The organism is Roseateles saccharophilus (genome assembly GCF_031458095.1).
In the GTDB taxonomy this organism is placed as follows: Bacteria; Pseudomonadota; Gammaproteobacteria; order Burkholderiales; family Burkholderiaceae_C; genus Pelomonas; species Pelomonas saccharophila_A.
This window is the reverse complement of record NZ_JAVDXU010000004.1, coordinates 118368-139628: the sequence shown is the minus strand read 5'-3', so window position 1 is coordinate 139628 and position 21261 is coordinate 118368. Positions and strand designations below refer to the sequence as shown.

The following is a 21261-nucleotide window of genomic DNA, read 5'->3' as shown; positions in this document are numbered from 1 at the left end:
ATGAACGACATGAACTGGCTCGCGATCTATCCCGAAATCCTGCTGCTGGCGATGGGTTGCGTCATTGCGCTGGTGGACCTCTGGGTCACGGACGAGCAGCGCCGCCCGACCTACTGGCTGACCCAGCTGACGCTGGCCGTCGTGGCCGGCATGCACTTCTACTATTTCGACTCGACCACCTATGCGATGCAGGGCATGGTGGTCGCCGACCCCATGGGCCATCTGCTGGCCGCCTTCGCCTGCATCGCCACGATGATCGCCCTGGTCTATGCGCGCCCCTACGCCGGCGTGCGCGAGATGCTCAAGGGTGAGCTCTTCATCCTCAGCCTGTTTGCGCTGCTGGGCATCAGCGTCATGCTGTCGGCCAACAACTTCCTGGTCATCTACCTCGGCCTGGAGCTGATGAGCCTGTCGCTGTACGCCCTGGTGGCCCTGCGCCGCGACCATGCGGTGTCGACCGAGGCGGCGATGAAGTATTTCGTCCTCGGCGCCCTGGCCAGCGGCTTCCTGCTGTACGGCCTGTCGATGATGTACGGCGCCACCGGCTCGCTGAGCATTCCCGAGGTCTTCGACGTCATCTCCAAGGGCATCCCGAACAAGTCGGTGCTGATCTTCGGTGTCGTCTTCGTCGTCGCCGGCCTGGCCTTCAAGCTCGGTGCCGCCCCCTTCCACATGTGGGTGCCCGACGTCTACCAGGGCGCGCCGACGGCCGTCACGCTGCTGATCGGCGCGGCGCCCAAGCTGGCGGCCTTCGCCATCACCATGCGCCTGCTCGTCGAAGGCATGATTGGCCTGGCCGCGGACTGGCAGCAGATGCTGATGGTGCTGTCCATCATGTCGCTGCTGATTGGCAACCTCGCTGCCATCGCGCAGAGCAATCTGAAGCGCATGCTGGCCTACTCGACCATCGCCAACATGGGCTTCATGCTGCTGGGCATGACGGCCGGCGTCGTCAACGAGAGCACGAAGTGGGGCGACAACGCCTACAGCGCGGCCATGTTCTATGTCGTCACCTATGTGCTGACGACGCTGGGCACCTTCGGCATGGTCATCCTGCTGTCCCGTCAGGGGCATGAGGCCGAGGAGATCAAGGACCTGGCCGGCCTGGGCAAGCGCAGCCCCTGGTTCGCCCTGGTCATGACCCTGTTCATGTTCTCGCTGGCCGGCGTGCCGCCCACCGTGGGCTTTTACGCCAAGCTCGCGGTGCTGCAGGCCCTGGTCTCGACGGACGTCACCGCCTACCTCTACCTCGCGATCTTCGCCGTCGTCGTGTCCCTGGTCGGTGCCTTCTACTACCTGCGCATCGTCAAGGTCATGTTCTTCGACGAGCCGACCGACACGGCCCCCATCGCCGCACCGGCCGATGTGCGCTTCGTGATGTCGCTGAACGGTGCCGCCGTGCTGGTCTTCGGCCTGCTGCCCGGCGGCCTGATGGCCCTGTGCGGCCAGGCCATCGTGAAGGCCCTGTCGACTTGAAGCCCCTCGCCCAGCCTGGCGCCGCTGCACGCGGGCCCGTCCGGTCGGTCCCCCGAGGGGACGGCGATGCTTGCGGCATGGAGCCACAAGCACATCGCCAGAGCGGGCCGGCTAGGGAGCGGCCCGGCGCTCGGCCCGTAAGCTAATGGATCAGTCCGTCGCCGTCTGGCTGGTCCTGGCTGCGGCCGTCATCGCGGCCAATCTGCCTTACTTCAACGAGCGCGTGCTGCTTGTCGGCCCGCGTCAGGCGCCCAAGAGCGTCTGGTGGCGGCTGCTGGAGCTGGCGCTGATGGCGGTGTTGACCTTCGCCCTCGGCTCGGCCCTGGAGGGCCGCATCGGCCAGCGCCATGCCCAGGGCTGGGAGTTCTACGCCGCGGCCGCCTGCCTCTTCATCACGCTGGGCTTTCCCGGCTTCGTCTGGAGGTATCTGCGCCGTGGCCGAGGCTGACGACGATCATCTCGTCGAGCGCCTGCTCGAGGGCAGCCAGGTCTACCAGGGCCATTTCCTGGATGTGCGCCGCGACCGTGTCGCGCTGCCCGATGGGCGCAGCGCCCACCGCGAATACATCCGTCATCCCGGCGCTGTCATGGTCATCCCGCTGCTGGATGACGGGCGGCTCTTGATGGAGCGCCAGTACCGCTACCCCATGGGCCGCGTGATGCTGGAATTTCCCGCCGGCAAGCTCGACGCCGGCGAGGCACCGCTGGTCTGCGGCCAGCGCGAGCTGCTCGAGGAAACCGGCTACAGCGCCGCCGAATGGGCGTATGCCGGCGTGCTGCACAACGCCATTGCCTATTCGGACGAGGGCATCCACATCTACTTTGCGCGCGGCCTGAACAAGGGCGAGCAACAGCTGGATGAAGGCGAGTTTCTCGAACTCGTCACGCACACGGTCGAGGATCTCGACCGCCTCGCCGCTGCTGGCGAGCTGACCGATGCCAAGACGCTGATCGGCCTGCTGTGGCTGCAGCGCTGGCGGCAGGGCGCCTGGCCGCTGCCATGGCAGCCGGCCTGATTACATTCGAAAACATTTCGTACATGACCTCTGGCGACTTGTTGCCAGACCGTTAAGCTCGCGCGTTTAGCCGCCCGAAAACCTTTCCATCCGCAGAAAGATTCTCTCCATGACGCGTGCAACGCCGATCCTGACCGCCCTGACGCTGGCCCTGACCCTCACCGCCTGCGGCAAGGGGGGCAAGCCTGACGATGCCAAGGCCGCGACCAAGCCGGCCGCCGCGCCGCTGCTGCTGGCGCCCGAGGATCTGCGCCAGGTCGGCCAGAGCGGCCTGATCGGCGCCCCCGTCATCACCGGTGCCATCCAGCCCGCCCGCCGCGCCGACCTGCGTGCCGAAGTGGCGGCCGTCGTGCTGCAGGTGGCCAAGGACAACGGCGAGCGTGTTCGCACGGGTGATCTCATCATCCGCCTCGATCCCACCTCCATCCGTGACGGCCTGACCTCCGCCGAGGAGGCCCTGCGCGCCGCCCAGCAGAGCTTCGAGCAGACCGAGCGCGTGCTGGCCCGCCAGAAGACGCTGAACCAGCAGGGCATGATCTCCATGCAAGGCCTGGAGGACGCCGAAGTGCGCCGCAATGCCGCCCAGAGCGAGCTGGCCGCAGCCAAGGCACGCATGGTCACGGCCCGCCAGCAGGTCTCGCGCACCGAGATTCGCGCCCCGTTTGACGGCGTCGTCAGCGAGCGCAAGATCTCCGTCGGCGACACGGTGCAGATCGGCCGCGAGCTGATCAAGGTCATCGATCCGACCTCCATGCGCTTCGAAGGCCAGGTCTCGGCCGACCGCCTGGGCGAGCTCAAGCTCGGCCAGCCGGTGTCCTTCCGCATCAATGGTTTCGGCGATGCTGAGTTCCGCGGCAAGCTGGCGCGCATCGACGCGGCCGCCAACGCGACGACCCGCCAGGTCGAGGTCATCGCCGAATTCAACGACCGCGCCAAGGCGCCCCAGGTCTCCGGCCTCTATGCCGAGGGCCGCGTCGAGAGCGCCGAGCGCAAGGCTCTGGTGCTGGCCGAAGGCTCGGTGCAGCGCCAGGGCGACAGCGCCTTCGTCTGGAAGGTGGCCGGCAACCAGCTGAAGAAGGTGCCCGTGACCCTGGGCGAGCGCGATGACCGTCGCGGCGAGGTCGTCATCGCCTCGGGCCTGGCCCTGGGCGACGAGGTGCTGCGCGCACCCACCGGCAACCTGACCGATGGCGCTGCGGCCCAGCGCGTCTCGGCCGGAGCCGGCGCGGCCTCGGCCGTCGCCGCCGCGGCAGCGCCCACGCCCACCGCCAGCAAGTAAGCAGGAGGCTCCCCGATGTTCCTCTCCAACTTCAGCATCAACAGGCCCGTCGCGACCGTCGTCATGGTCATCGGGCTGATGCTGGTGGGCCTGCTGGCGCTGTCCAAGCTGCGGGTCAACCAGTTCCCGGATATCGAGCCGCCCGTGCTCGTCATCAACATCCCGTATCCGGGCGCCTCGCCCGAGACGGTGGAGCGCGAGGTCGTCAACCGCATCGAGAAGGCCCTGCAGAGCATCTCGGGCGTTGACCGCAGCAACTCCACGTCGCGCGAGGGCAGCGCCACCATCGTGCTGGTCTTCGACTTCTCGAAGAACATGATCGAGGCCGCCGACGAGGTGCGCAACGCCATCGCCTCGGTGCGCTACAAGCTGCCCACCGAGATCCGCGAGCCCATCATCACGCGCGCCGACCCCGGCGCCCAGCCCATCCTGCAGCTGTCGCTGTCCAGCACGACGCTGACGCATGCCCAGCTCAGCCGCCTGGCCGAGGACAAGCTGGCCGAGCGCTTCCGCGGGGTGGCCGGCGTGTCGACGGTGACGGTCAACGGCGCCTTGAAGCGCGAGCTGTCCATCCTTCTGCGGGCCGAGAAGCTGCGCGAGTTCGGCGTCTCGGTCACCGAGGTGCTGAACGCCGTGCGCGCGCAGAACACCACGGCCCCGGTCGGCAAGGTGCGCGGCACCATGGAAGACCAGAGCATCCGCCTGCTGGGCCGCATCGAGTCGCCCGCCGAGTTCGAGCAGATGATCATCAAGCGCAATGGTCAGAGCGGCAGTGGCAACATCATCCGCCTCGGCCAGGTCGCGGAGGTGAAGGACGGCTTCGCCGAGATGACGGGCTATTCCTTCCGCAACGGGCGGCCCAATGTTGGCATCTCGGTCACCCGCTCCCGCGATGCGTCGACCGTCAGCGTCGCCAACGACTCGCGCAAGCTCGTCAAGGAGATCGAGAAGGAACTGCCCAAGGGCACGACGCTGGAGATCACCCAGGACGGTGGCAAGGACGCCGAGAACAGCCTGCACAACGTGACGGACGCCCTGGTCTTCGGCGCCGCCCTGACCATCTTCGTCGTCTACGCCTTCCTGAACAGCTGGCGTTCGACGCTGATCACCGCGCTGTCCCTGCCCACCTCGGTGCTGGCCGCCTTCATCGCCGTCTGGCTGATGGGCTTCTCGCTGAACTTCATGAGCCTGCTGGGCCTGTCCTTGGCCATCGGCGTGCTCATCGACGACGCCATCGTCGTGCGGGAGAACATCGTGCGCCACATGGAGCGCGGCAGCGACCGCGTGACCGCGGCGCGCGAGGGCACGGCCGAGATCGGCCTGGCCGTTGCGGCGACCACCTTCGCCATCGTGGCCGTCTTCGTGCCCGTGGCCTTCATGGGCAATGGCCCCGGCCAGTGGTTCAAGCCCTTTGCGCTGACCGTCGTGGCCTCGGTCGCCGTGTCGCTGGTCATCAGCTTCACGCTGGACCCCATGCTGTCGGCCTACTGGGGCGACCCCCCGGGCTATCACGAGCAGCCCAAGAAGGGCTTCGGCAGGCTGCTGCAAGGCTTCAATCACTGGTTCGATGGCGTCGCCAACGGCTATGGCCATGTCATCGCCTGGGCGCTCCACCATCGCCGCTGGATGGCCGCCTTCGCGGTGCTGAGCTTTGTTGGCGCCATCGCGCTGCAGGCCACGGTCGGTGGCTCCAGCTTCCTGCCCCAGGCCGATGCCGGCTTCCTGGCTGTCGAAGTGCGCAGCCCCGCGTCCGCCAGCCTGGACTACTCGCGCCTGAAGCTCGACGCCGCCGCGGCCCTGGCCTCGACGATGAAGGAGACCAAGGCGACGATGTCCTATCCCAACGCCACCGGCGGCCGCATCTATGTCGACATCGGCAAGAGCACGGAGCGCCAGCGTTCGGCGGCTGACGTCGCCAAGGAACTGCGCGAGAAGGTCGCCCGCCTGGTGGGCGCCGAGTACGTCGTGCTGGACGACCTCAACAACGGTGCCCAGAAGCCCGTGCAGATCCGCTTCTACGGCACCGACACGCGCCGCCTGCAGCAGATCACCCAGGACTTCCAGAAGACCATGCAGGGCATCAAGGGCGCGGTCGACATCGGCTACTCCGAGCAGGACCCGCAGAACGAGCTGCAGATCGAACTCGACCGCGGCCTGGCCAACCAGATGGGCATCTCGGTCAACGATGCCGCCCAGGCACTGCGTGTGGCCTTTGCCGGCGTCGAGGCCGGCGATTGGATCGACCCGACCGGCGAGGCCCGTGACGTCTCCATCCGCCTGCACCCGGCCGACCGTGTCGACGCTGCCAACATCGAGCGCCTGCCCATCGCCGTGACCGGTACCAACCGCATGGTGCCGCTGGACCAGATCGCCACCGTCACCATGGGCAAGGGCCCCGGCCAGATCCAGCACGGCGACGGCAAGCGCACCATCACGGTCAGCGCCAACGCCCAGGGCCGCTCGCCCGGCGAGATCACGTCCGAGGCCAAGAAGCTGGCCGAGAAGATCGAGTTCCCGCCCGGTTTCGGCATCGAGCTGGCCGGCGCCGCGCGCGACCAGCAGGTCGTCTTCACGGCCATGATCACGGCCCTGCTGAGCGGCATCGCGCTGATGTATTTCGTGCTCGTCATCCAGTTCAACAGCTTCACGGCGCCGCTGGGCGTCATGCTGTCGCTGCCGCTCTCGCTGATCGGCGTCGTGCTGGCGCTGATCCTGACGCGCGGCACGCTGAACCTGATGAGCCTCATCGGCGTGATCATGCTGATGGGCCTGGTGGCCAAGAACGCCATCCTGCTGCTGGATGCGACGCGCCAGGAGGAGAGGGCGGGCGTGGACCGCGAAGAGGCCCTGATGCACGCGGGCCGCAAGCGCTTCCGGCCCATCCTGATGACGACGCTGGCGCTGATCGCCGGCATGATGCCGGTGGCCATCGGCATCGGCGAGGGCGGCGAGTTTTACCGCCCCATGGCCGTGGCCATCATCGGCGGCACCATCACGTCGACGCTGCTGACCCTGCTGATCGTGCCGACCTTCTACGACAGCATCGAGATCGCGCGAGACCACGCCTTCGCCAAGTTCAAGCGCCGCACGCCGCGCTTCACCCTGGTGGGCGCCTTTGTGCTGACGCTGCTTGAAGCCGTGCTGGCCCTGGTGCTGGTGCGCTTCGTGTTCCGCCTGGTCATGAAGCTGGGCCGCTTCGCGACCGGCCGCCGCGTGACGGTTACACCAGCCGCCCAGGGTTGAGGAGGTCGAGCGGGTCCAGGGCCCGCTTGATCGAGCGCATCAGCGCGAGGGCCGTCGGGTCCTTGCGCTGAGCCAGTTCCTCGCGCTTGAGCCGGCCTATGCCGTGCTCGGCCGAGATCGAGCCGCCGCGCTGCTGCACGGCGTCATAGACCAACGCGTTGATGGCGGCCTCGTGCGCGCCCAGGAAAGCCGCCGGCGCCACACCGGCCGGGGCCTGCACGTTGTAGTGCAGGTTGCCGTCGCCCAGGTGGCCGAAGTCGATGACCGCTATGCCGGGCAGATAGGCAGCCAGCGCCGCGTCCATTTCGGTCACGAAGGCGGGAATGGCCGACACCGGCAGCGAGATGTCGTGTTTGATGTTCAGCCCCGCCTGGGCTTGGGCCAGCGGGATGGACTCGCGCAGATGCCAGAAAGCCTTGGCCTGCTGGATGTTCTGCGCGATGGCCGCGTCCTGCACGCAGCCGCGTTCCAGCGCCATCTCCAGCAGGCCTTCGAAGACATTGCGCGCGTGTTCGGCACTCTCGGCGTCGGACAGTTCCAACAGGACTGTCCATTCAGCCGCTCCCAGCGGTTGAGCCAGTTGCGGCAGCTCACGCGCCACCAGGGCCAGCGAAGCCCGGTTCATGACCTCGAAGCCGGTCAGCGCATCGCCGGCACGCTCGCGCGCCAGGCCGAGCAGGGCGACCGCGTCGTCCATCGAAGCGCAAGCCGCCAGGGCGGTCAGGCGCTCCTTCGGTTGCGGATAGAGCTTCATCGTCGCTGCCGTGATGATGCCCAGTGTGCCCTCGCTGCCGATGAAGAGGTCGCGCAGGTCATAGCCGGTGTTGTCCTTGCGCAGGCCCGACAGGCCCTGCCAGATCTCGCCGGTCGCGGTCACGACCTGCAACCCCAGGCACAGCTCGCGCGCATTGCCATAGCGCAGCACCTGGGTGCCGCCGGCATTGGTCGCCAGGTTGCCGCCCAGCATGCAAGAGCCCTCGGCGGCGAGGCTGAGGGGGAAGAGCAGGCCCGCGCCAGCCGCCGCCGCCTGCACCTCGGCCAGCACGCAACCGGCCTCGGCCGTCAGGCTGGCGTTGGCGACGTCGATGCCCCGGATGCGCTTCATGCGCGACAGGCTCAGCACCAACTGGCGGCCGCTGTCGTCGGGCGTCGAGCCGCCGACCAGGCCGGTGTTGCCGCCCTGGGGCACGACGGCTATGCGGTGCTGGTGGCACAGGCGCATCACCGCCGCGACCTCCTCGGTCGAGGCCGGCCGTGCCACGGCCAGGGCCTTGCCGACATAGCGCTTGCGCCAGTCGTTCTCATAGGCCGACAGGTCGCCAGCCGTCAGCAGCCCCGCCTCGCCGAGCCGCTCGCGCAGTGCGTCGAGGAAAGTGCTCATGCCGCTTTCGCCGCCGCCAGCCGCCGCCGGATCTGCGCCGTGCAGGCGGTGAAGATGACGACGCTCAATACCACTTCGCCGAGAGCCAGCCATTGGCCCAGGCCGCCTTCGCTGGTCGAGCGCACCAGGCCCTCCAGCACATAGAGCCAGATGGCCAGGGCCAGCCAGCGGTAGGTGTACATGCGATAGCGCCACAGGCCGATGGGCGCGGCCAGCAGCGGCAGCACCTTCACGGCCAGGGTGCCGCGGCCGGTCGGCGCCAGCCACAGCTCCCAGGCCAGGCACAGCAGAATCAGGGCAAGGGTGGCGCCGAACGCCAGATTGCGCGTCAGCCGTTCGACGGCTGTAGGTTCGGTTCTTTCGAGGGCGGAGGGCATAGCTGCGGCATCATAGAAGCCATGTCCACAACGCCGATCCCGCCCGTTCCGCCCGCCGCGCCCGACAACCCGGACGCGCCGCTGGCCCACAACCCCATCGCCTTCGCCAGCGACTTCATCGCCGACCTGCTCGCCTGGCCCTGGCTGCAGACCCTGCACACCTTCCGCCAGCGCTTCCGCGAGGAGAAGCTCGGCCTCACCGCCGGCAGCCTGACCTTCACGACACTGATCTCGCTGGTGCCGCTGCTGACGGTGATGCTGGCCATCTTCACGGCCTTCCCGATGTTCTCCAGCTTCCAGTCCGCGCTGGAGCAGTACTTCCTGAAGAGCCTGATCCCGCCGAACATCGCCAAGCCGGTGCTGGCGTCGCTCACGCAGTTCGCGGCCAAGGCCAACAAGCTGGGCGTCGTCGGCCTGGTCTTTCTGGGCATCACGGCCCTGGCCTTGATGCTGACCATCGACCGCACGCTGAACGCCATCTGGCGCGTGAAGCGGCCGCGGCCCATGGCCCAGCGCGTCCTCGTCTACTGGGCCGCCCTGACCCTGGGCCCGCTGCTGCTGGGCGGCAGCCTGACGCTGACCAGCTACGCCATCAGCGTCGGCCAGGGTTATCTCACGGCCATGCCGGCCAGCATGTCCACCGCCCTCGGAAGCGCCGACGTGGTGCTGTTCGGCCTGGCCATGGCCGGGCTCTTCCACTATGTGCCCAACACCCATGTGCGCTGGCGCCATGCCCTGATCGGCGGCGCCTTCGTGTCCATCGGCTTCTCGCTGGCCAAGTCGCTGCTCGCCTGGTACGTCAAGCAGGTGCCGACCTATTCGACGCTGTACGGCGCCTTCGCCACCGTGCCCATCTTCCTGATCTGGATCTACCTGGGCTGGGTCATCGTGCTGCTCGGGGCCATCCTTGCGGCCAACACGCCCAGCCTCACAGGCCGCCTGCATCTGCGCCCCGACACACCCGGCCAGCCCATGGCGCTGGCGCTGGAGGTGCTGCGCGAACTCTGGCGCGTGCGCGAGGCCGGCCAGCAGGGCCTGTCCTATCTGAGCCTGGCGGTCGCGCTGCGTGTCGACCCCCTGCAGCTCAGCCCCGTCATCGACAAGCTGCTGGCCATGGACTGGATAGGCCGGCTGGAAGAAGAGGGCGCCCAACGCCTGGTGCTGCTGAACTCACCCGAGAAGGCGCTTGCCGAGCCGCTGGTGGCGGCTTTCCTGGCCGAGCGCCAGGGCCTGCTCGGCAATCTGTGGACGCAGGGGAACTGGTCCAGCCTGACGCTGGACAAGCTGCTTACTGCGGCTGGAAGCCCCCGGCCTTGATGATCCTGGCCCAGGCCGCCGAGTAGGCGCGCTCGCGGGTCGCGAGCTGGGCCGACGACATCATGCCCACCGACAGGCCCAGCTCGGTCAGCCGCGCCTTCACGCCCGGCTGATTGATGACGCCGGCCAATGCATTCGAGAAGCGCTCGACGATGGCCGCCGGCGTGCCGGCCGGCGCGAACAGACCGTAGTAAGGCAGGTCCTCGAAGCCGGCGATGCCCAGCTCGGCAAAGGTCGGCACCTCGGGCAGCACGGCCTGGCGTTGCTGGCCCATGACGGCGACGATCTTCAGCTTCTTCTGCTGGTGGTTGGTGATGAGGTCGGGCACCGAGCCCACGCCGGCGCTGATCTGGTTGCCCAGCATGTCGGCAATCATGGGCGCGCTGCCGCGATAGGGCACGGCCAGCAGATTGAGGCCGTTCTTCTCGCCCAGCAGCTTGACGAGGAACTCCGGCACCGAGGCCGGCGCCGGGATGCCGACATTGCCCTGGCCGCTGTTCTGCTTCTTCACCCAGGCCAGGTAGTCGGGCAGGCTGGCCGCGGGCGTGCCGCCGGACAGCGCAAACGCATTGGCGAAGGTGGCGAAGCCGGCCACCGGCACGAAGTCGTGGGACGGATCAAAGCCCGGGTTCTTCAGCACCAGCGGCAGGATGGAGATGGTGTGGTCGTGGCTGACAAAGAAGGTCGTGCCGTCGGGCGCCGCTGTCTTCAACGCCTGGGCGGCGATCTGGCCGCCGGCACCGGGCTTGTTCTCGACGAGGACCGTGGTGCCCAACGAGGCCTGCAGGGCCTCGCCCAGCAGCCGCGCAATCGCATCGGTGCCGCCGCCAGCGGGGAAGCCGACGAGCAGGCGGATAGGTTTCTCTTGCGCCTGCGAAGCAAAGGGCAGGGCGGCCAGGGCGGCCAGGGTTGCGCGACGGGAAATCTGCATGCATGCCTCCTTGAGCGGAGGCTGCAGTCTACGGATGAAGGACGACCAGCAGTGCGGTCGCCGCCGACTTGGTGGCATTGCGGATGGCGTGCGGGCCGTCCACCGCATAACGCGCCGTCTCGCCGGCCTTGAGCTTGCTCGTCAGCCCTGAAGCCGTGACTTCCAGGCTGCCGGTCAGCACGCTGAGGTGCTCGCGCGAGCCGGGTTCATGGGCCTGGCTGTCCAGCACGCCACCGGGCTGGATGCTGAGCTCATACCACTCGAACTGGCCGGCCAGCTCGATGGGCCCCAGGATGCGCAGCTTGCACAGGCCGTCCGGGCTGGTCAGGCCCGGCGTGGCATGGGCCGGCACCGTCTCGATGGCCGGCGCGGCGACGCGTTCGGTGCCCAACAGCTCGCCCATGTCCACGCCCAGCGCATTGGCCAGGCGCCACACCACCGCCACCGTGGGATTGGCCTGGTTGCGCTCGATCTGGGACAACATCGATTTACTCACGCCGGCCCGCTTGGAGAGATCATCCAGCGACAGGCCCCGGCTGCTGCGCAGGGCCTGCAGGGCCGCGCCAACGCGGGGTGGTTCGTTGTTGTCCATGTTCATGCTTGACGGCAATAGACGTTTTTCAGATACTGCACGAAAGTTCGATATATCGAACACGTTCACTAAATGAATTGTGCATCAGGAGCGGCGCCATGAGCCAGGCCTTCTATCAACATCTGCAGACCGAACTCGACGGCATCCGTGCCGCCGGCCTCTTCAAGGCCGAGCGCATCATCACGACGCCCCAAGGTGCCGTCGTCAAGACGACCGACGGCCGCGAGGTCATCAACCTCTGTGCCAACAACTACCTGGGCCTGTCCTCCCATCCCCAGGTCATCGAAGCGGCCCACGAGGCGCTGCGCACCCATGGCTTCGGTCTGTCCTCGGTGCGCTTCATCTGTGGGACGCAAGACCTGCACAAGGAGCTGGAGCAACGCATCGCCCGCTTCGTCGGCTGCGAGGACGCCATCCTCTACGCGGCCGCGTTTGACGCCAACGGCGGCCTGTTCGAACCTCTGCTGGGCGAGCAGGACGCCATCATCAGCGACGCGCTGAACCATGCCTCCATCATCGACGGCATCCGCCTGTGCAAGGCGCAGCGCTACCGCTACGAGCACAACAACCTCGACGACCTCGAGCGCTGCCTGAAGGAAGCCAAGGAAAAGGGTTCCCGCTTCACGCTGGTGTTCACCGACGGCGTCTTCTCCATGGACGGCACCATTGCCCAGCTCGACAAGATCCGGGCGCTGTGCGACCGCTATGACGCGCTGCTGGGCATCGACGAATGCCATGCCAGCGGCTTCCTTGGCAAGACCGGCCGTGGCACGCCCGAGTACCGCGGCGTGTTCGGCAAGATAGACATCATCACCGGCACCTTCGGCAAGGCCCTGGGTGGCGCCTCGGGCGGCTTCACGGCCGCGCGCAAGGAAGTCGTCGAGCTGCTGCGCCAGCGCTCGCGCCCCTATCTGTTCAGCAACACCCTGGCGCCGAGCATTGCCGGTGCGTCGCTCGCCGTGCTGGACCTGCTGGAAGGCTCGACGGCCCTGCGCGACAAGCTCGAAGCCAACACCGCCTATTTCCGCGAAGCCATCCAGGCCGCCGGCTTCGAGATCAAGCCCGGCACCCACCCCATCGTGCCCATCATGGTCTACGACGCGGTCAAGGCCCAGGAGCTGTCCAAGCGCATCCTGGAGCTGGGCATCTATGCCGTCGGCTTCTTCTTCCCCGTCGTGCCCAAGGGCCAGGCGCGCATCCGCGTGCAAATCTCGGCTGTGCACGAGCGCGAGCATCTGGAGAAGGCCGTTGCCGCCTTCACGCAAGCCGGCAAAGAATTGGGCATCCTGAAATGAGCACGCCGCGCATTCTCATCATCGGCGCCAATGGCCAGATCGGTACCGAGCTGGCCACGGAACTGGCCAAGCTGCACGGTGAAGACGCCGTCATCACCAGCGACCTGACGCCGCAAGGGCGCGTGCGGACCCTCAAGCACGAGGCCCTGGACGTGACCGACGCCGGCGCGCTGACAACCATCGTCAAGCGCCATCACATCAGCCAGATCTACCACCTCGCCGCGGCCCTGTCGGCCAATGGCGAGAAGCACCCGATGTGGGCCTGGGACCTGAACATGAAGGGCCTGCTGAATGTGCTGGAGCTGGCCCGCCACGAGAAGCTGGACAAGATCTTCTGGCCCAGCTCCATCGCCGCCTTCGGCCCCAACACGCCGGCCGTGGACACGCCGCAGACCACGGTCATGGACCCCACCACGGTCTACGGCATCTCCAAGCTCGCCGGCGAACGCTGGTGCGCCTGGTACCACGCCAAGCATGGTGTGGACGTGCGCAGCCTGCGCTACCCCGGCCTCATCAGCTGGAAGACGCCACCCGGCGGCGGCACGACGGACTACGCGGTGGAGATCTTCCACGCCGCGCTGAAGGAAGGCCGCTACACCTGCTTCCTGGAGCAAGACCAGGCCCTGCCGATGATGTACATGCCCGATGCCCTGCGCGCCACCATCGAGCTGATGAACGCGCCGGCCGACCAGATCAAGCAGCGCGGCAGCTACAACCTCGCCGGCGTCAGCTTCACGCCGGAAGGCATCGCCGCCTCCATCCGCCGCCGCCTGCCGGAGTTCTCGATGGACTGCGTGCCTGACTTCCGCCAGAGCATCGCTGCCAGCTGGCCGCAACGCATCGACGATGGCGCAGCCCAGGCTGACTGGGGCTGGAAGCTGCAGTACGACCTCGACGCGATGGTCGACGACATGCTGGCCAATCTGGGTCCACAGCTCAAGTCCTGAATGCCAGTCGCGGTGGCACTTCGCGCAGCTTGCAGCGCACGCGCCGATCCCGCTCGGCAAGCGTGAGCCGCTCGCGGGCCGGCACCGGCTGGCGCACGCCCAGGGCTGCGGCCAGATTGGCGTCGGCCTCGCGCCGCGGGCGCAGCAGCTCGGCCGGTCCCGTCAGCAGCGGCGTGACGCCGGGCCCATGGCCGCTGACCGTGCTGTCGCCATGAACGATGACGCCTATGGTCACGCGCCCCTCGCGCCAGCTCGGGCCGCGGCGCGTGTCGGCATCGGTGATGGCGACGAAATCGCCGAAGCGCAGGCTGCCCAGGCGGTAGCGCTCGCGCGCGGCGCGGTCGGCCAGCTGGATGTCGTAGTCGCCGCGCCAGGCGGTGTTCTTGCCCAGGCCCGAGCCCATCAGCCGCGCCGGGATCAGATGCGTGACCGGCACCGAGAGCTGCCCATCGCGCTCGGTGACGCCCCAGCGCGACAGCAGCAGCGGCGCGCAGTTCATCAGCTCGATGCGGGGGTGCTGAGGCAGGCGCAGGCCCTGGCCGATGGAGGTGATGGCGATGCGGTCGCCAATGGCCAGCCGGCGCAGCACCTCGGGCGGGAAGTCCACCATCACATGGTTGACGCCGCCATGCTTGCCCGTCACCCAGCCCTGCTGGCCGCGCGCCGCGCCGTTGAGCACCCGGGCCCGGTTGCCCACGCAGGCATAGGTGATCAGCGCGTTGTTGGGACCGTCGCGCGGGCCGATGACCTCGCGGCCGTTGTTGTGCAGGGAGACGCCGGGCTCGATGTGATCGCCCGCCAGGCCCACGCAGAGGTCGCCGATGCGCCGGTTCAGCACGATGCCGCCGGTGCCGGGCAGCACGCGCGGCACGCCGTCATAGCCGATGCGGTAGGGCATGGCCCGGGCCACCGGGTGGGCGATCTGGCCCTGCACCGTCACGGCGACGAGTTCGTCGCGGTTGAAGCTCGGGCCGCTGGGCGGCGTGCTGCTGGGCTCGGCATACATGGGCGGGCTCCGCAAGGGTCAAAGTCGATACCACCAGGCCTGGCTGCGCTGCCACGGGTCCTGGCTGTCGTCGTTGGCTGCTTCGCAGTCGGGCGGCAGCGTCAGCGCATGCACGATGCAGACGCCGCCCAGGGATTGCAGCAGCGCCGCCAGCCCCGCGGCGGCCACGGCCTGGCGCACGAAGATGCGCTCGGCTGCCATCAGGCTGGTGCTGTCGTCGGGGGAGAGGCGCTGGGGCTGATGGCCCAGCCGCTGCAGGGCCTGCACCGGCCCCGGCGCGGTCGTGGCATCGGACGCCTGGCAAAGGATGAGGGCGCCATCCAGCGCAGCGGACAAAGCCAGCGCGTCATGGGCACTGCCGACCGGGTCGAAGCTGCAGTTCCAGGCATCGCAGGCCTGCGGCAGCTCCGACGCCTGCAGCGCCTCGGCATGGCGTTCGAAGCGATCCAGCAGCGTGTCGTCCACGCCGCTGCGCAACTGCGACTCGTGCAGGTTGTCACCCACCCAGCGCATCGGCCAGGAGCCCGCGTCGGTGCCGTCCCGCAGCGCCGTCCAGTCGTTCAGCGCCAGCGGGTGCAGCCAGGGCGAGTTCTCGGTGTCCATGCAGAGCAGCTCGCTCGCGTCGAGCACGCGCCAGAACGAACGCGGCAGCCAGGCCTCGAACACGCGTGTCAGGCCCAGGGCCAGTTGTCGGCCGCAGGCATGGCCGAGCACCAGGGCCGGGTCCAGCACGCAGCGCAGCTTGACGCCGTCGACGGTGACGCGCAGGTCGCTGGCACTCATGCTCAGGGCTCGGCAAAGGCGTCGAAGACATCGCTGGGGCGCAGCCGCACGGGCGCGGCGCGTGTGCCGCTGCGGTCCAGCGTCGGCGTGGTGGCGCCGGCGGCGTAGACCAGCTTGCGCAGCAGGGCGCCGCTGGCCGGATCGATCTGCAGGAAGACATTGCGCACATTCGGGTTGCGGGCCGCGACGTGGCGTTGCATCTGGCCGGGCTGGGTGTCCACCTCGATGTGGGTGGGGCGGTTGCCGCGGCGCGGGTTGTTGAAGTTGGCGTCCGGGCGCAGCCGACGCCCGGGCTGGCCGGCGCCGCGCGGCTTGTCCACGCGCACCGGCGTACCGGGGAACCAGCGCCTGAGGTCGTTGCTCAGGCTGCCGATCACATGCCAGTGCGCCAGGTTGGGCGACAGGCCGCGCTGCGGTCGCGGCAGCTGCGTCAGCGCGTCGATGCCCGCATCCGCATCGGCCAGCGCGTCGTCGATGACGGCGGCGTCCCAGCTAGCGTCCATGGGTCTTCCCGTTCAAGCCGCTTGGCGAACGCCGAGCACGCTCTGCAGGGCCGGCGTCACGCCCGGGAAGCCGCGGCCCTCGGGAGTCATGCGATACGCCGCCACCCAGGCCTCGGCATGGGCTCCCATCGGCCGCACGACGCTCTGGAACAGGATGGGATCGATGGCCGTCTTGAAGTCGTTGTCGGCGATGAACTGCAGGATGCGCCGGCCGCTCTCGGCCATCTTGGCGCGCTGGCTGGGTTCGGCCACGCCGCCGAGGTAGCGGTTGGAGACGATCTCCACCACATCCCACTTGGTGTTGGCGTCAAACGCCTTCTTGATGTCGGGCGCGTCGAGCAGCTGCAGCACCGTCTTCAGGTGGTGGCCGGTTTCCATGGCCAGCGAGAAGATGTTGCCGTAGGTCGAGCGGTCCAGCGCATAGCGCAGGTCCAGGCCGATGCGCTGCACGGTGGCCACGCTGCCGAAGGGGCGCTGCTCGATGAGCTGGCCGCCGCGGATGACCTCGCCGATCAGCAGGTCGCGGAAGTACTGGCCCAGGGCCACCATGAAGCCCACCATCTGGCGGTGGAAGTTGCGGTTGGTGACGGCCCCTGCCGGAGCTTGCGCCGTGCCGTAGTTGAAGGCGCGGCGGTAGGCCACCATGCGGTCGGCACGCTTGTAGCGCAGCGGCTGCCACTTCTCCAGCAGATACAGGCCACGGGCGCCGGGGCCGCGCTGAATGCGCATCTTGCCGAGGCGGAACAGGCGCAGCAGCGTGTCCACCACCTCGAAGATCTTCATGCGCTCGTGCTGATAGATGTAGTACAGCTCGGCCGCGGCATGCAGCTGGCTGGGCACGACGGCGTCGTCGAAGTCCGGCGTGATGAAGGGGTAGGAGATCTTGTCGAAGTCCGGCGCGCCCTGGTCGCCGAAGCCGACCAGGTCGAGGAAGCCGTCGCGGCCCTCGCCGTTGGCGGCGCCCTTGAGCAGTTCACTGAAGCGCTGCTCGAAAGGCTGCTCGAACTTCTGCCGCTCCGCGGCAGGCATGGCCGCCAGCTGGTCGCGCAGGAAGGTTTCCCACAGCCGCTGGATGGTCTCGGTGGTCTGGAAGCTCATGGTGTGGCTCCGGCGTGGCGTTGCACTCGAGGTGGGTTGTGGGCTAGCCCAGGTGGGCCGTGATCACCGGGATCAGGGCGTGCACTTCGGTGAAGCGCCGGTGGCGGATGTCGAAGTCCTTGGTGGCGAAGGGCGCGAAGGCCTCCAGATAGCGCTTCAGCAGGTCGGTCGAGGTGCCCAGCTGCTGCCGCGCTTCGGGTTCGGCCACGGCCAGCAGCTTCTGCAGGGCGACGTTCTCGCCGAACTCGCTCTTGTTCTGCTTGTCCGGCTGGCCGGGGTTGGCGTCCACGGCCAGGGTCAGCACCTGCGTCAGCCAGCGCACCAGGGCGGCGTTCTTCGCGGTCACGACAGCGGCGCCTCCTGTCGTGGGAGCCGGCGTCGGGACGGGTGCCGGTGCAGGCTGGAAGCTGCTGAGCTTGTCCAGCACCTTCTGCACCTCCTGACCCAGCCTGAGCGTGATCGCGTCGCTGGCGGCCTTGATGTCCTCGGCGTGGGCAGCCTTGAGCTGGGTCACCGCTGCGCCCACCTGCGTGGACATGGTGGTGTTCAGCGTCGTGATGCTGTCGTCGATGGGCTTGAGGGCATCGCCGACCAGCTTGGGCAGGGCTTCGACGCCCTTGCGCGTGGCCGTGACATCCAGCGCCGTGCTGCCCAGGTCCAGCCGGACCGGTGTGCCGAGGCTGCGGTAGAGCTCGGGCGTGTAGACATTGATCTCTTCGAACGGCATGGTCGTTCTCCTTGGTTTGAGATGCCGGGCTCAGCGCCGCTGTTGCAGCGCCAGCACGCGATTGGGGCGGCCCAGGCCGCTGCGCTCGACGCGGTCGACGATGCTGTCCAGCGAGGTCTCCAGCGTCGGCGGCAGGTTGATGCCACGGCGGTCGAGGCAGTCGTGGCCGACGACGGCCCGGACGGCGCTCTGCACCACGGTGCGCAGTTCACCCAATGACTTGTCGATCTGCGAGCAGTTGGCCACCATGGAATGCACCAGGTCCTTCCAGCGTTCCTCCATCTCCAGCTGCAGGCACAGCTCCTGTTCCATCACGCCGATATAGGCGTCGAGCTCGAGGTCGGCGAAGCCGGGAATGCCCAGCTTCTGGAAGTCGGCGTTGACGCCCGAGATGGCGCGGTAGGGCACGCAAAGATCGCTGATGCTGGCCTTGGCGGGGAGGGGGTCGTTGAGGAACTTGGTGAGGTCCTGAGGCTCGGCCACATGGGCGTCGCCGAGGGCCGTGCGGACTTCCTCGCCCAGGCCGCGGGCCCGCAGATAGGCCTTGTTGAAGGCGGCGTCGGTGTTGAGCGTCAGCGTGGGCCTGAGGCTGAGCGCCACGCTCTTCAGCTGATCCAGCAGTTCGGCGTCCAGCGCATCGACGCCGGCGATCTTGCAGGCGAACTGGCCCGTCAGGACCTGGTCGATCAGGAAGGCATAGGCCGCGGCCCGCCTCTCGGTGGTGCCGAAGTTGTCGAAGCCCAGGCCATAGAGGTCGATGGCGCGGTCCAGGTCGTAGAGCAGCTTGTCCAGCAGCATCAGGCAGGACTTGTTGCTGGTGCAGCAGGTGCCGGCCAGGCAGTCGATGGCATCAGCCACCAGGCCGCGGCGCGTGGCCAGGTCGACGATGCGCCGGTCGGCATCGTCCAGGCCGGTGCTGCCATACAGGCCATAGAAGAGCAGCGGCGGGCGGGCGATCTTCATCAGGCGGAAGCCGCCGGCCGAGTCGAAGGCCGAGGAGAACAGCTGCAAGGCCTCGAGGAAGGCATAGAGGGCGGGGGACTCGGGGCTGATGCCGCGCCGGCCCACGGCCACCAGGCGGCGGAAGCGTTCCAGCGCCAGCAGCGAGGTGGAACCCACCGAGCGCAGGCCGTCGGCCGTGTTGTCGCCGCTGCGCTGCACCAGTTCGTCCATGGTGCGGGCCAGCTCGGTCTCCACCAGCAGAGAGCGCAGATCGTTCTGGCCCTGGGCCTCCAGCAGGTCGTTGAGCTGGCGGTAGGCGTCCAGGCCGCGCGGCCAGTCGTCGGGGCCATAGGCCGTCTGCGTGCTGCCCACCAGGTTGCGCAGCGCGTAGACGGCGGCGTCGCGGCGCGTCTGCAGGTCGGCATAGGCCACCTGGGGCACATAGCGGCCGCCGCCGAAGCCGACATTGGCCAGGGCCTCGCCCATGATGACGAGCAGCAGATTGGCGGCTTCGTCCAGGCTTTGCGCCAGCTTGCGGAAGTCGGTCAGCATGGCCGGCGTGTGCGCGCCGACGAGGCGGGCCAGGCGGGCATAGTCGTTGAGCTGGCGGCGCATCGCAAAGCCCTTGTCGCGATTGCGCGGATCCAGCCCGAAACGCGCCGCGTTATAGCCCTCGCTGAGGGCCGCGCGGATGGCCTGGCCCCAGCCGCGCAGCTCGGGCGCCACGTCCTTGAGGAGGGCGCTGTGGGTGAGGTGGTGCAGGTCGGTGTTGATGTCGTCCTGGGCCTGCTGCCACTCCGCCCCGCCGGCAGCGGTCAGCATCTGCACGACGGGCGGGGCCGCGGCGGCCGTCTGCAGGAAGGGCAGGCCGCGCGACTCTTGACCGATGGCCTGGGCGCGAGGGTCGGCGCTGTAGCGGGTCAGCAGGGCCTGGGCCACCTGGTTGGGGTCGCTCGGGTCGCCGACCTTGAGCTCGCGGCGGATCAGGTTGTCCAGCACCAGGCGGTCTTGCCCGCTTTGCGGGGTGATGGACAGGGCGTTGGAGGAGGCCATGGGGAGTCCTTGTGGTGGAGGTCGGGTTCAGGCGGCAAGGCGCAGCGGTGGGCGGGTTTTGCTGCCGCTGAGCTGGTCGGTCACGATGTGGGCCAGGCGCTGCGCCGGGATGCGGCCGCTTTCCAGCGCGTAGTGCGCGGCGCTGACGACATGGCGGGGCGACAGCCCGGTGGCTCGTCCCGCCTGCAGGCAGCGCGCGCCTTCGAGGATGGCGTCCTGGTCGGCGCGCTGGAAGCGGATCACGTCGGCCAGGGCCTGCTGGGCGAGGTTGCGCCGCGTCTGGAAGGCGATCTCGTCCACCACCTCGGGGATGAGGCGCGGTGCGCTGCTCATCAGGCCGGCCGGGATGCGGTGGCCGCTCTCGGCGCGGTAGAGGGCCTGCCAGACGCGCAGCAGCTTCGTCGCGTCTTCGGGGAAGCCCATGCGCCGCAGCATCTCGGCCAGCAGATAGACGCGCAGATAGGCCGTCGGGTGGGCGCCGCCGGGGCGGAAGGTCATGGTGCGCGGCTGGGGGTGGGCCAGGAAGTCGGCCATGCCCCAGGCCGCTGCCGGCCCGCCGAGCAGGATGGCGGCGAGGTCGGCAAAGATCTCCTTGTGCCAGCGCCCGTAGACCGAGGCCAGCATGGGGCTGCCGGCGCGGCCCATCACACGGCGCAGCACCGCCTGGCGGTTCTCTTGCCAGATGCCGGCATCCGCCTGGAGGTTGTGGGCCACCTCGTGCAGGAAGACGCTCTGCCAGGGCTGGTCGCGATCCCAGGGTATGCGGATCAGCGGGAAGGGATTGGCCTCGCCCAGCAGGCGTGACAGGGCCACGCCGCGGCGCATCGTCGCTGGCGAATAGCCGTGCTCCATATAGGACACCGGCTTGAGCAGCGGCCCGTCGAAGAGGCGTGGCGCGTTCTGGCGGATGGCGGCATAGCAGTCGGCGGCGATGTTGTCGTGCGCGGCCAGCGAGGGCCCGAAGGCCGTGCCGCGCTGGGCGAACACCTCGTAGAACATGCCGAAGAGGCGGCGCGCGCGGTCCAGCTCGCGCTCCACCAGCGCGATGTCGACGAGCACGCGCTGGGGCGCGCGCTGGCCGGCATCGCTGCGCAGATCCTCGAAGCGCTGCTTGATGCGCTGCTCCACCGCCGCCAGCCGCGCATTGGCCACGCGGAAATGCTCGGGCGAGGGCGCATACGGCATGTCCTGGGGACGCAAGCCGACGAAGGCGTTGTCCACCCTCGCCAGCCGGGAGAGCCGGGCCGAGAGCCCGGTGATCTTGGCCTGCAGGAAACGGCGCACATTCATGGCCC

Annotated in this window: 19 protein-coding genes; 8 read left to right on the top strand and 11 right to left on the bottom strand. The window is 68.4% G+C overall.

Features of this window, described 5'->3' with window-relative positions; genetic code table 11:
* The 5 genes from nuoN (at position 1) to J2X20_RS23315 (ending at position 7014) form a co-directional block, all read left to right on the top strand.
* Positions 1-1476: an NADH-quinone oxidoreductase subunit NuoN gene (gene nuoN / locus J2X20_RS23335; protein ID WP_310270309.1), complete on the top strand. Its 1476-nt coding sequence runs from the start codon at positions 1-3 to the stop codon at positions 1474-1476.
* 145 nt (positions 1477-1621) lie between these two features.
* A complete protein-coding gene (locus J2X20_RS23330) occupies positions 1622-1924 on the top strand; it encodes a DUF2818 family protein (protein ID WP_310270306.1) in 303 nt (100 codons plus the stop codon).
* A complete protein-coding gene (locus tag J2X20_RS23325; protein WP_409034203.1) occupies positions 1902-2492 on the top strand; it encodes an NUDIX domain-containing protein in 591 nt (196 codons plus the stop codon). The genes J2X20_RS23330 and J2X20_RS23325 overlap by 23 nt, the downstream gene beginning before the upstream one ends.
* A 109-nt stretch (positions 2493-2601) precedes the next feature.
* Positions 2602-3771 (top strand): efflux RND transporter periplasmic adaptor subunit, encoded by a 1170-nt coding sequence (locus J2X20_RS23320; protein WP_310270301.1) that lies wholly within the window; start codon positions 2602-2604, stop codon positions 3769-3771.
* 15 nt (positions 3772-3786) lie between these two features.
* The gene (locus tag J2X20_RS23315) at positions 3787-7014 is read left to right on the top strand and encodes an efflux RND transporter permease subunit (RefSeq protein ID WP_310270298.1); all 3228 of its coding nucleotides are present in this window, start codon (positions 3787-3789) and stop codon (positions 7012-7014) included.
* Here J2X20_RS23315 and J2X20_RS23310 read toward each other — a convergent pair.
* Both J2X20_RS23310 and J2X20_RS23305 read right to left on the bottom strand, forming a co-directional pair.
* A complete protein-coding gene (locus J2X20_RS23310) occupies positions 6992-8395 on the bottom strand; it encodes an FAD-binding oxidoreductase (protein ID WP_310270295.1) in 1404 nt (467 codons plus the stop codon). The genes J2X20_RS23315 and J2X20_RS23310 overlap by 23 nt on opposite strands.
* Positions 8392-8772 (bottom strand): DUF2069 domain-containing protein, encoded by a 381-nt coding sequence (locus J2X20_RS23305; RefSeq protein WP_310270293.1) that lies wholly within the window; start codon positions 8770-8772, stop codon positions 8392-8394. Before J2X20_RS23305 ends, J2X20_RS23310 begins: the two co-directional genes overlap by 4 nt.
* Before the next feature lie 21 nt (positions 8773-8793).
* On the opposite strand from J2X20_RS23305, the gene J2X20_RS23300 reads away from it, so the two are divergent.
* Positions 8794-10089 carry a YihY family inner membrane protein gene (locus tag J2X20_RS23300; RefSeq protein WP_310270291.1) on the top strand — a complete coding sequence of 432 codons (1296 nt, stop codon included), beginning with the start codon at positions 8794-8796 and terminating at the stop codon, positions 10087-10089.
* Here J2X20_RS23300 and J2X20_RS23295 read toward each other — a convergent pair.
* Both J2X20_RS23295 and J2X20_RS23290 read right to left on the bottom strand, forming a co-directional pair.
* Complete coding sequence (locus J2X20_RS23295) at positions 10061-11020, bottom strand: Bug family tripartite tricarboxylate transporter substrate binding protein (protein WP_310270289.1); 960 nt, start codon at positions 11018-11020, stop codon at positions 10061-10063. The two genes, J2X20_RS23300 and J2X20_RS23295, sit on opposite strands and share 29 nt — an antisense overlap.
* Positions 11021-11048: 28 nt before the next feature.
* The gene (locus J2X20_RS23290) at positions 11049-11612 is read right to left on the bottom strand and encodes a helix-turn-helix domain-containing protein (RefSeq protein WP_310270286.1); all 564 of its coding nucleotides are present in this window, start codon (positions 11610-11612) and stop codon (positions 11049-11051) included.
* Positions 11613-11710: 98 nt separating this feature from the next.
* Here J2X20_RS23290 and kbl point away from each other — a divergent pair, with 98 nt between their 5' ends.
* Together kbl and J2X20_RS23280 are read left to right on the top strand one after the other, a co-directional pair.
* Positions 11711-12907 carry a glycine C-acetyltransferase gene (gene kbl, locus J2X20_RS23285; RefSeq protein ID WP_310270284.1) on the top strand — a complete coding sequence of 399 codons (1197 nt, stop codon included), beginning with the start codon at positions 11711-11713 and terminating at the stop codon, positions 12905-12907.
* Complete coding sequence (locus J2X20_RS23280; RefSeq protein ID WP_310270280.1) at positions 12904-13854, top strand: NAD-dependent epimerase/dehydratase family protein; 951 nt, start codon at positions 12904-12906, stop codon at positions 13852-13854. Before kbl ends, J2X20_RS23280 begins: the two co-directional genes overlap by 4 nt.
* On the opposite strand, the gene J2X20_RS23275 is transcribed toward J2X20_RS23280, so the two are convergent.
* Genes J2X20_RS23275 through J2X20_RS23245 form a run of 7 tightly spaced genes read right to left on the bottom strand, consistent with a single transcriptional unit; the run spans position 13844 to position 21256 of the window.
* Positions 13844-14860, bottom strand: coding sequence for a DUF4438 domain-containing protein (locus tag J2X20_RS23275; RefSeq protein WP_310270278.1), 1017 nt, complete (start codon positions 14858-14860; stop codon positions 13844-13846). The genes J2X20_RS23280 and J2X20_RS23275 overlap by 11 nt on opposite strands.
* A gap of 18 nt (positions 14861-14878) precedes the next feature.
* Positions 14879-15643 carry a hypothetical protein gene (locus tag J2X20_RS23270; protein ID WP_310270275.1) on the bottom strand — a complete coding sequence of 255 codons (765 nt, stop codon included), beginning with the start codon at positions 15641-15643 and terminating at the stop codon, positions 14879-14881.
* Between the two features lie 2 nt (positions 15644-15645).
* Positions 15646-16146, bottom strand: coding sequence for a hypothetical protein (locus tag J2X20_RS23265; RefSeq protein ID WP_310270272.1), 501 nt, complete (start codon positions 16144-16146; stop codon positions 15646-15648).
* A gap of 12 nt (positions 16147-16158) precedes the next feature.
* Positions 16159-17244, bottom strand: a complete 1086-nt coding sequence (locus J2X20_RS23260; protein WP_310270269.1) for a hypothetical protein — start codon at positions 17242-17244, stop codon at positions 16159-16161.
* A gap of 43 nt (positions 17245-17287) precedes the next feature.
* A complete protein-coding gene (locus J2X20_RS23255) occupies positions 17288-17971 on the bottom strand; it encodes a hypothetical protein (RefSeq protein WP_310270267.1) in 684 nt (227 codons plus the stop codon).
* A 30-nt stretch (positions 17972-18001) separates the two neighbouring features.
* Positions 18002-19966 carry a hypothetical protein gene (locus J2X20_RS23250; RefSeq protein WP_310270264.1) on the bottom strand — a complete coding sequence of 655 codons (1965 nt, stop codon included), beginning with the start codon at positions 19964-19966 and terminating at the stop codon, positions 18002-18004.
* A gap of 27 nt (positions 19967-19993) precedes the next feature.
* Positions 19994-21256, bottom strand: a complete 1263-nt coding sequence (locus J2X20_RS23245; protein WP_310270261.1) for a hypothetical protein — start codon at positions 21254-21256, stop codon at positions 19994-19996.
* Positions 21257-21261 lie beyond the last annotated feature (5 nt).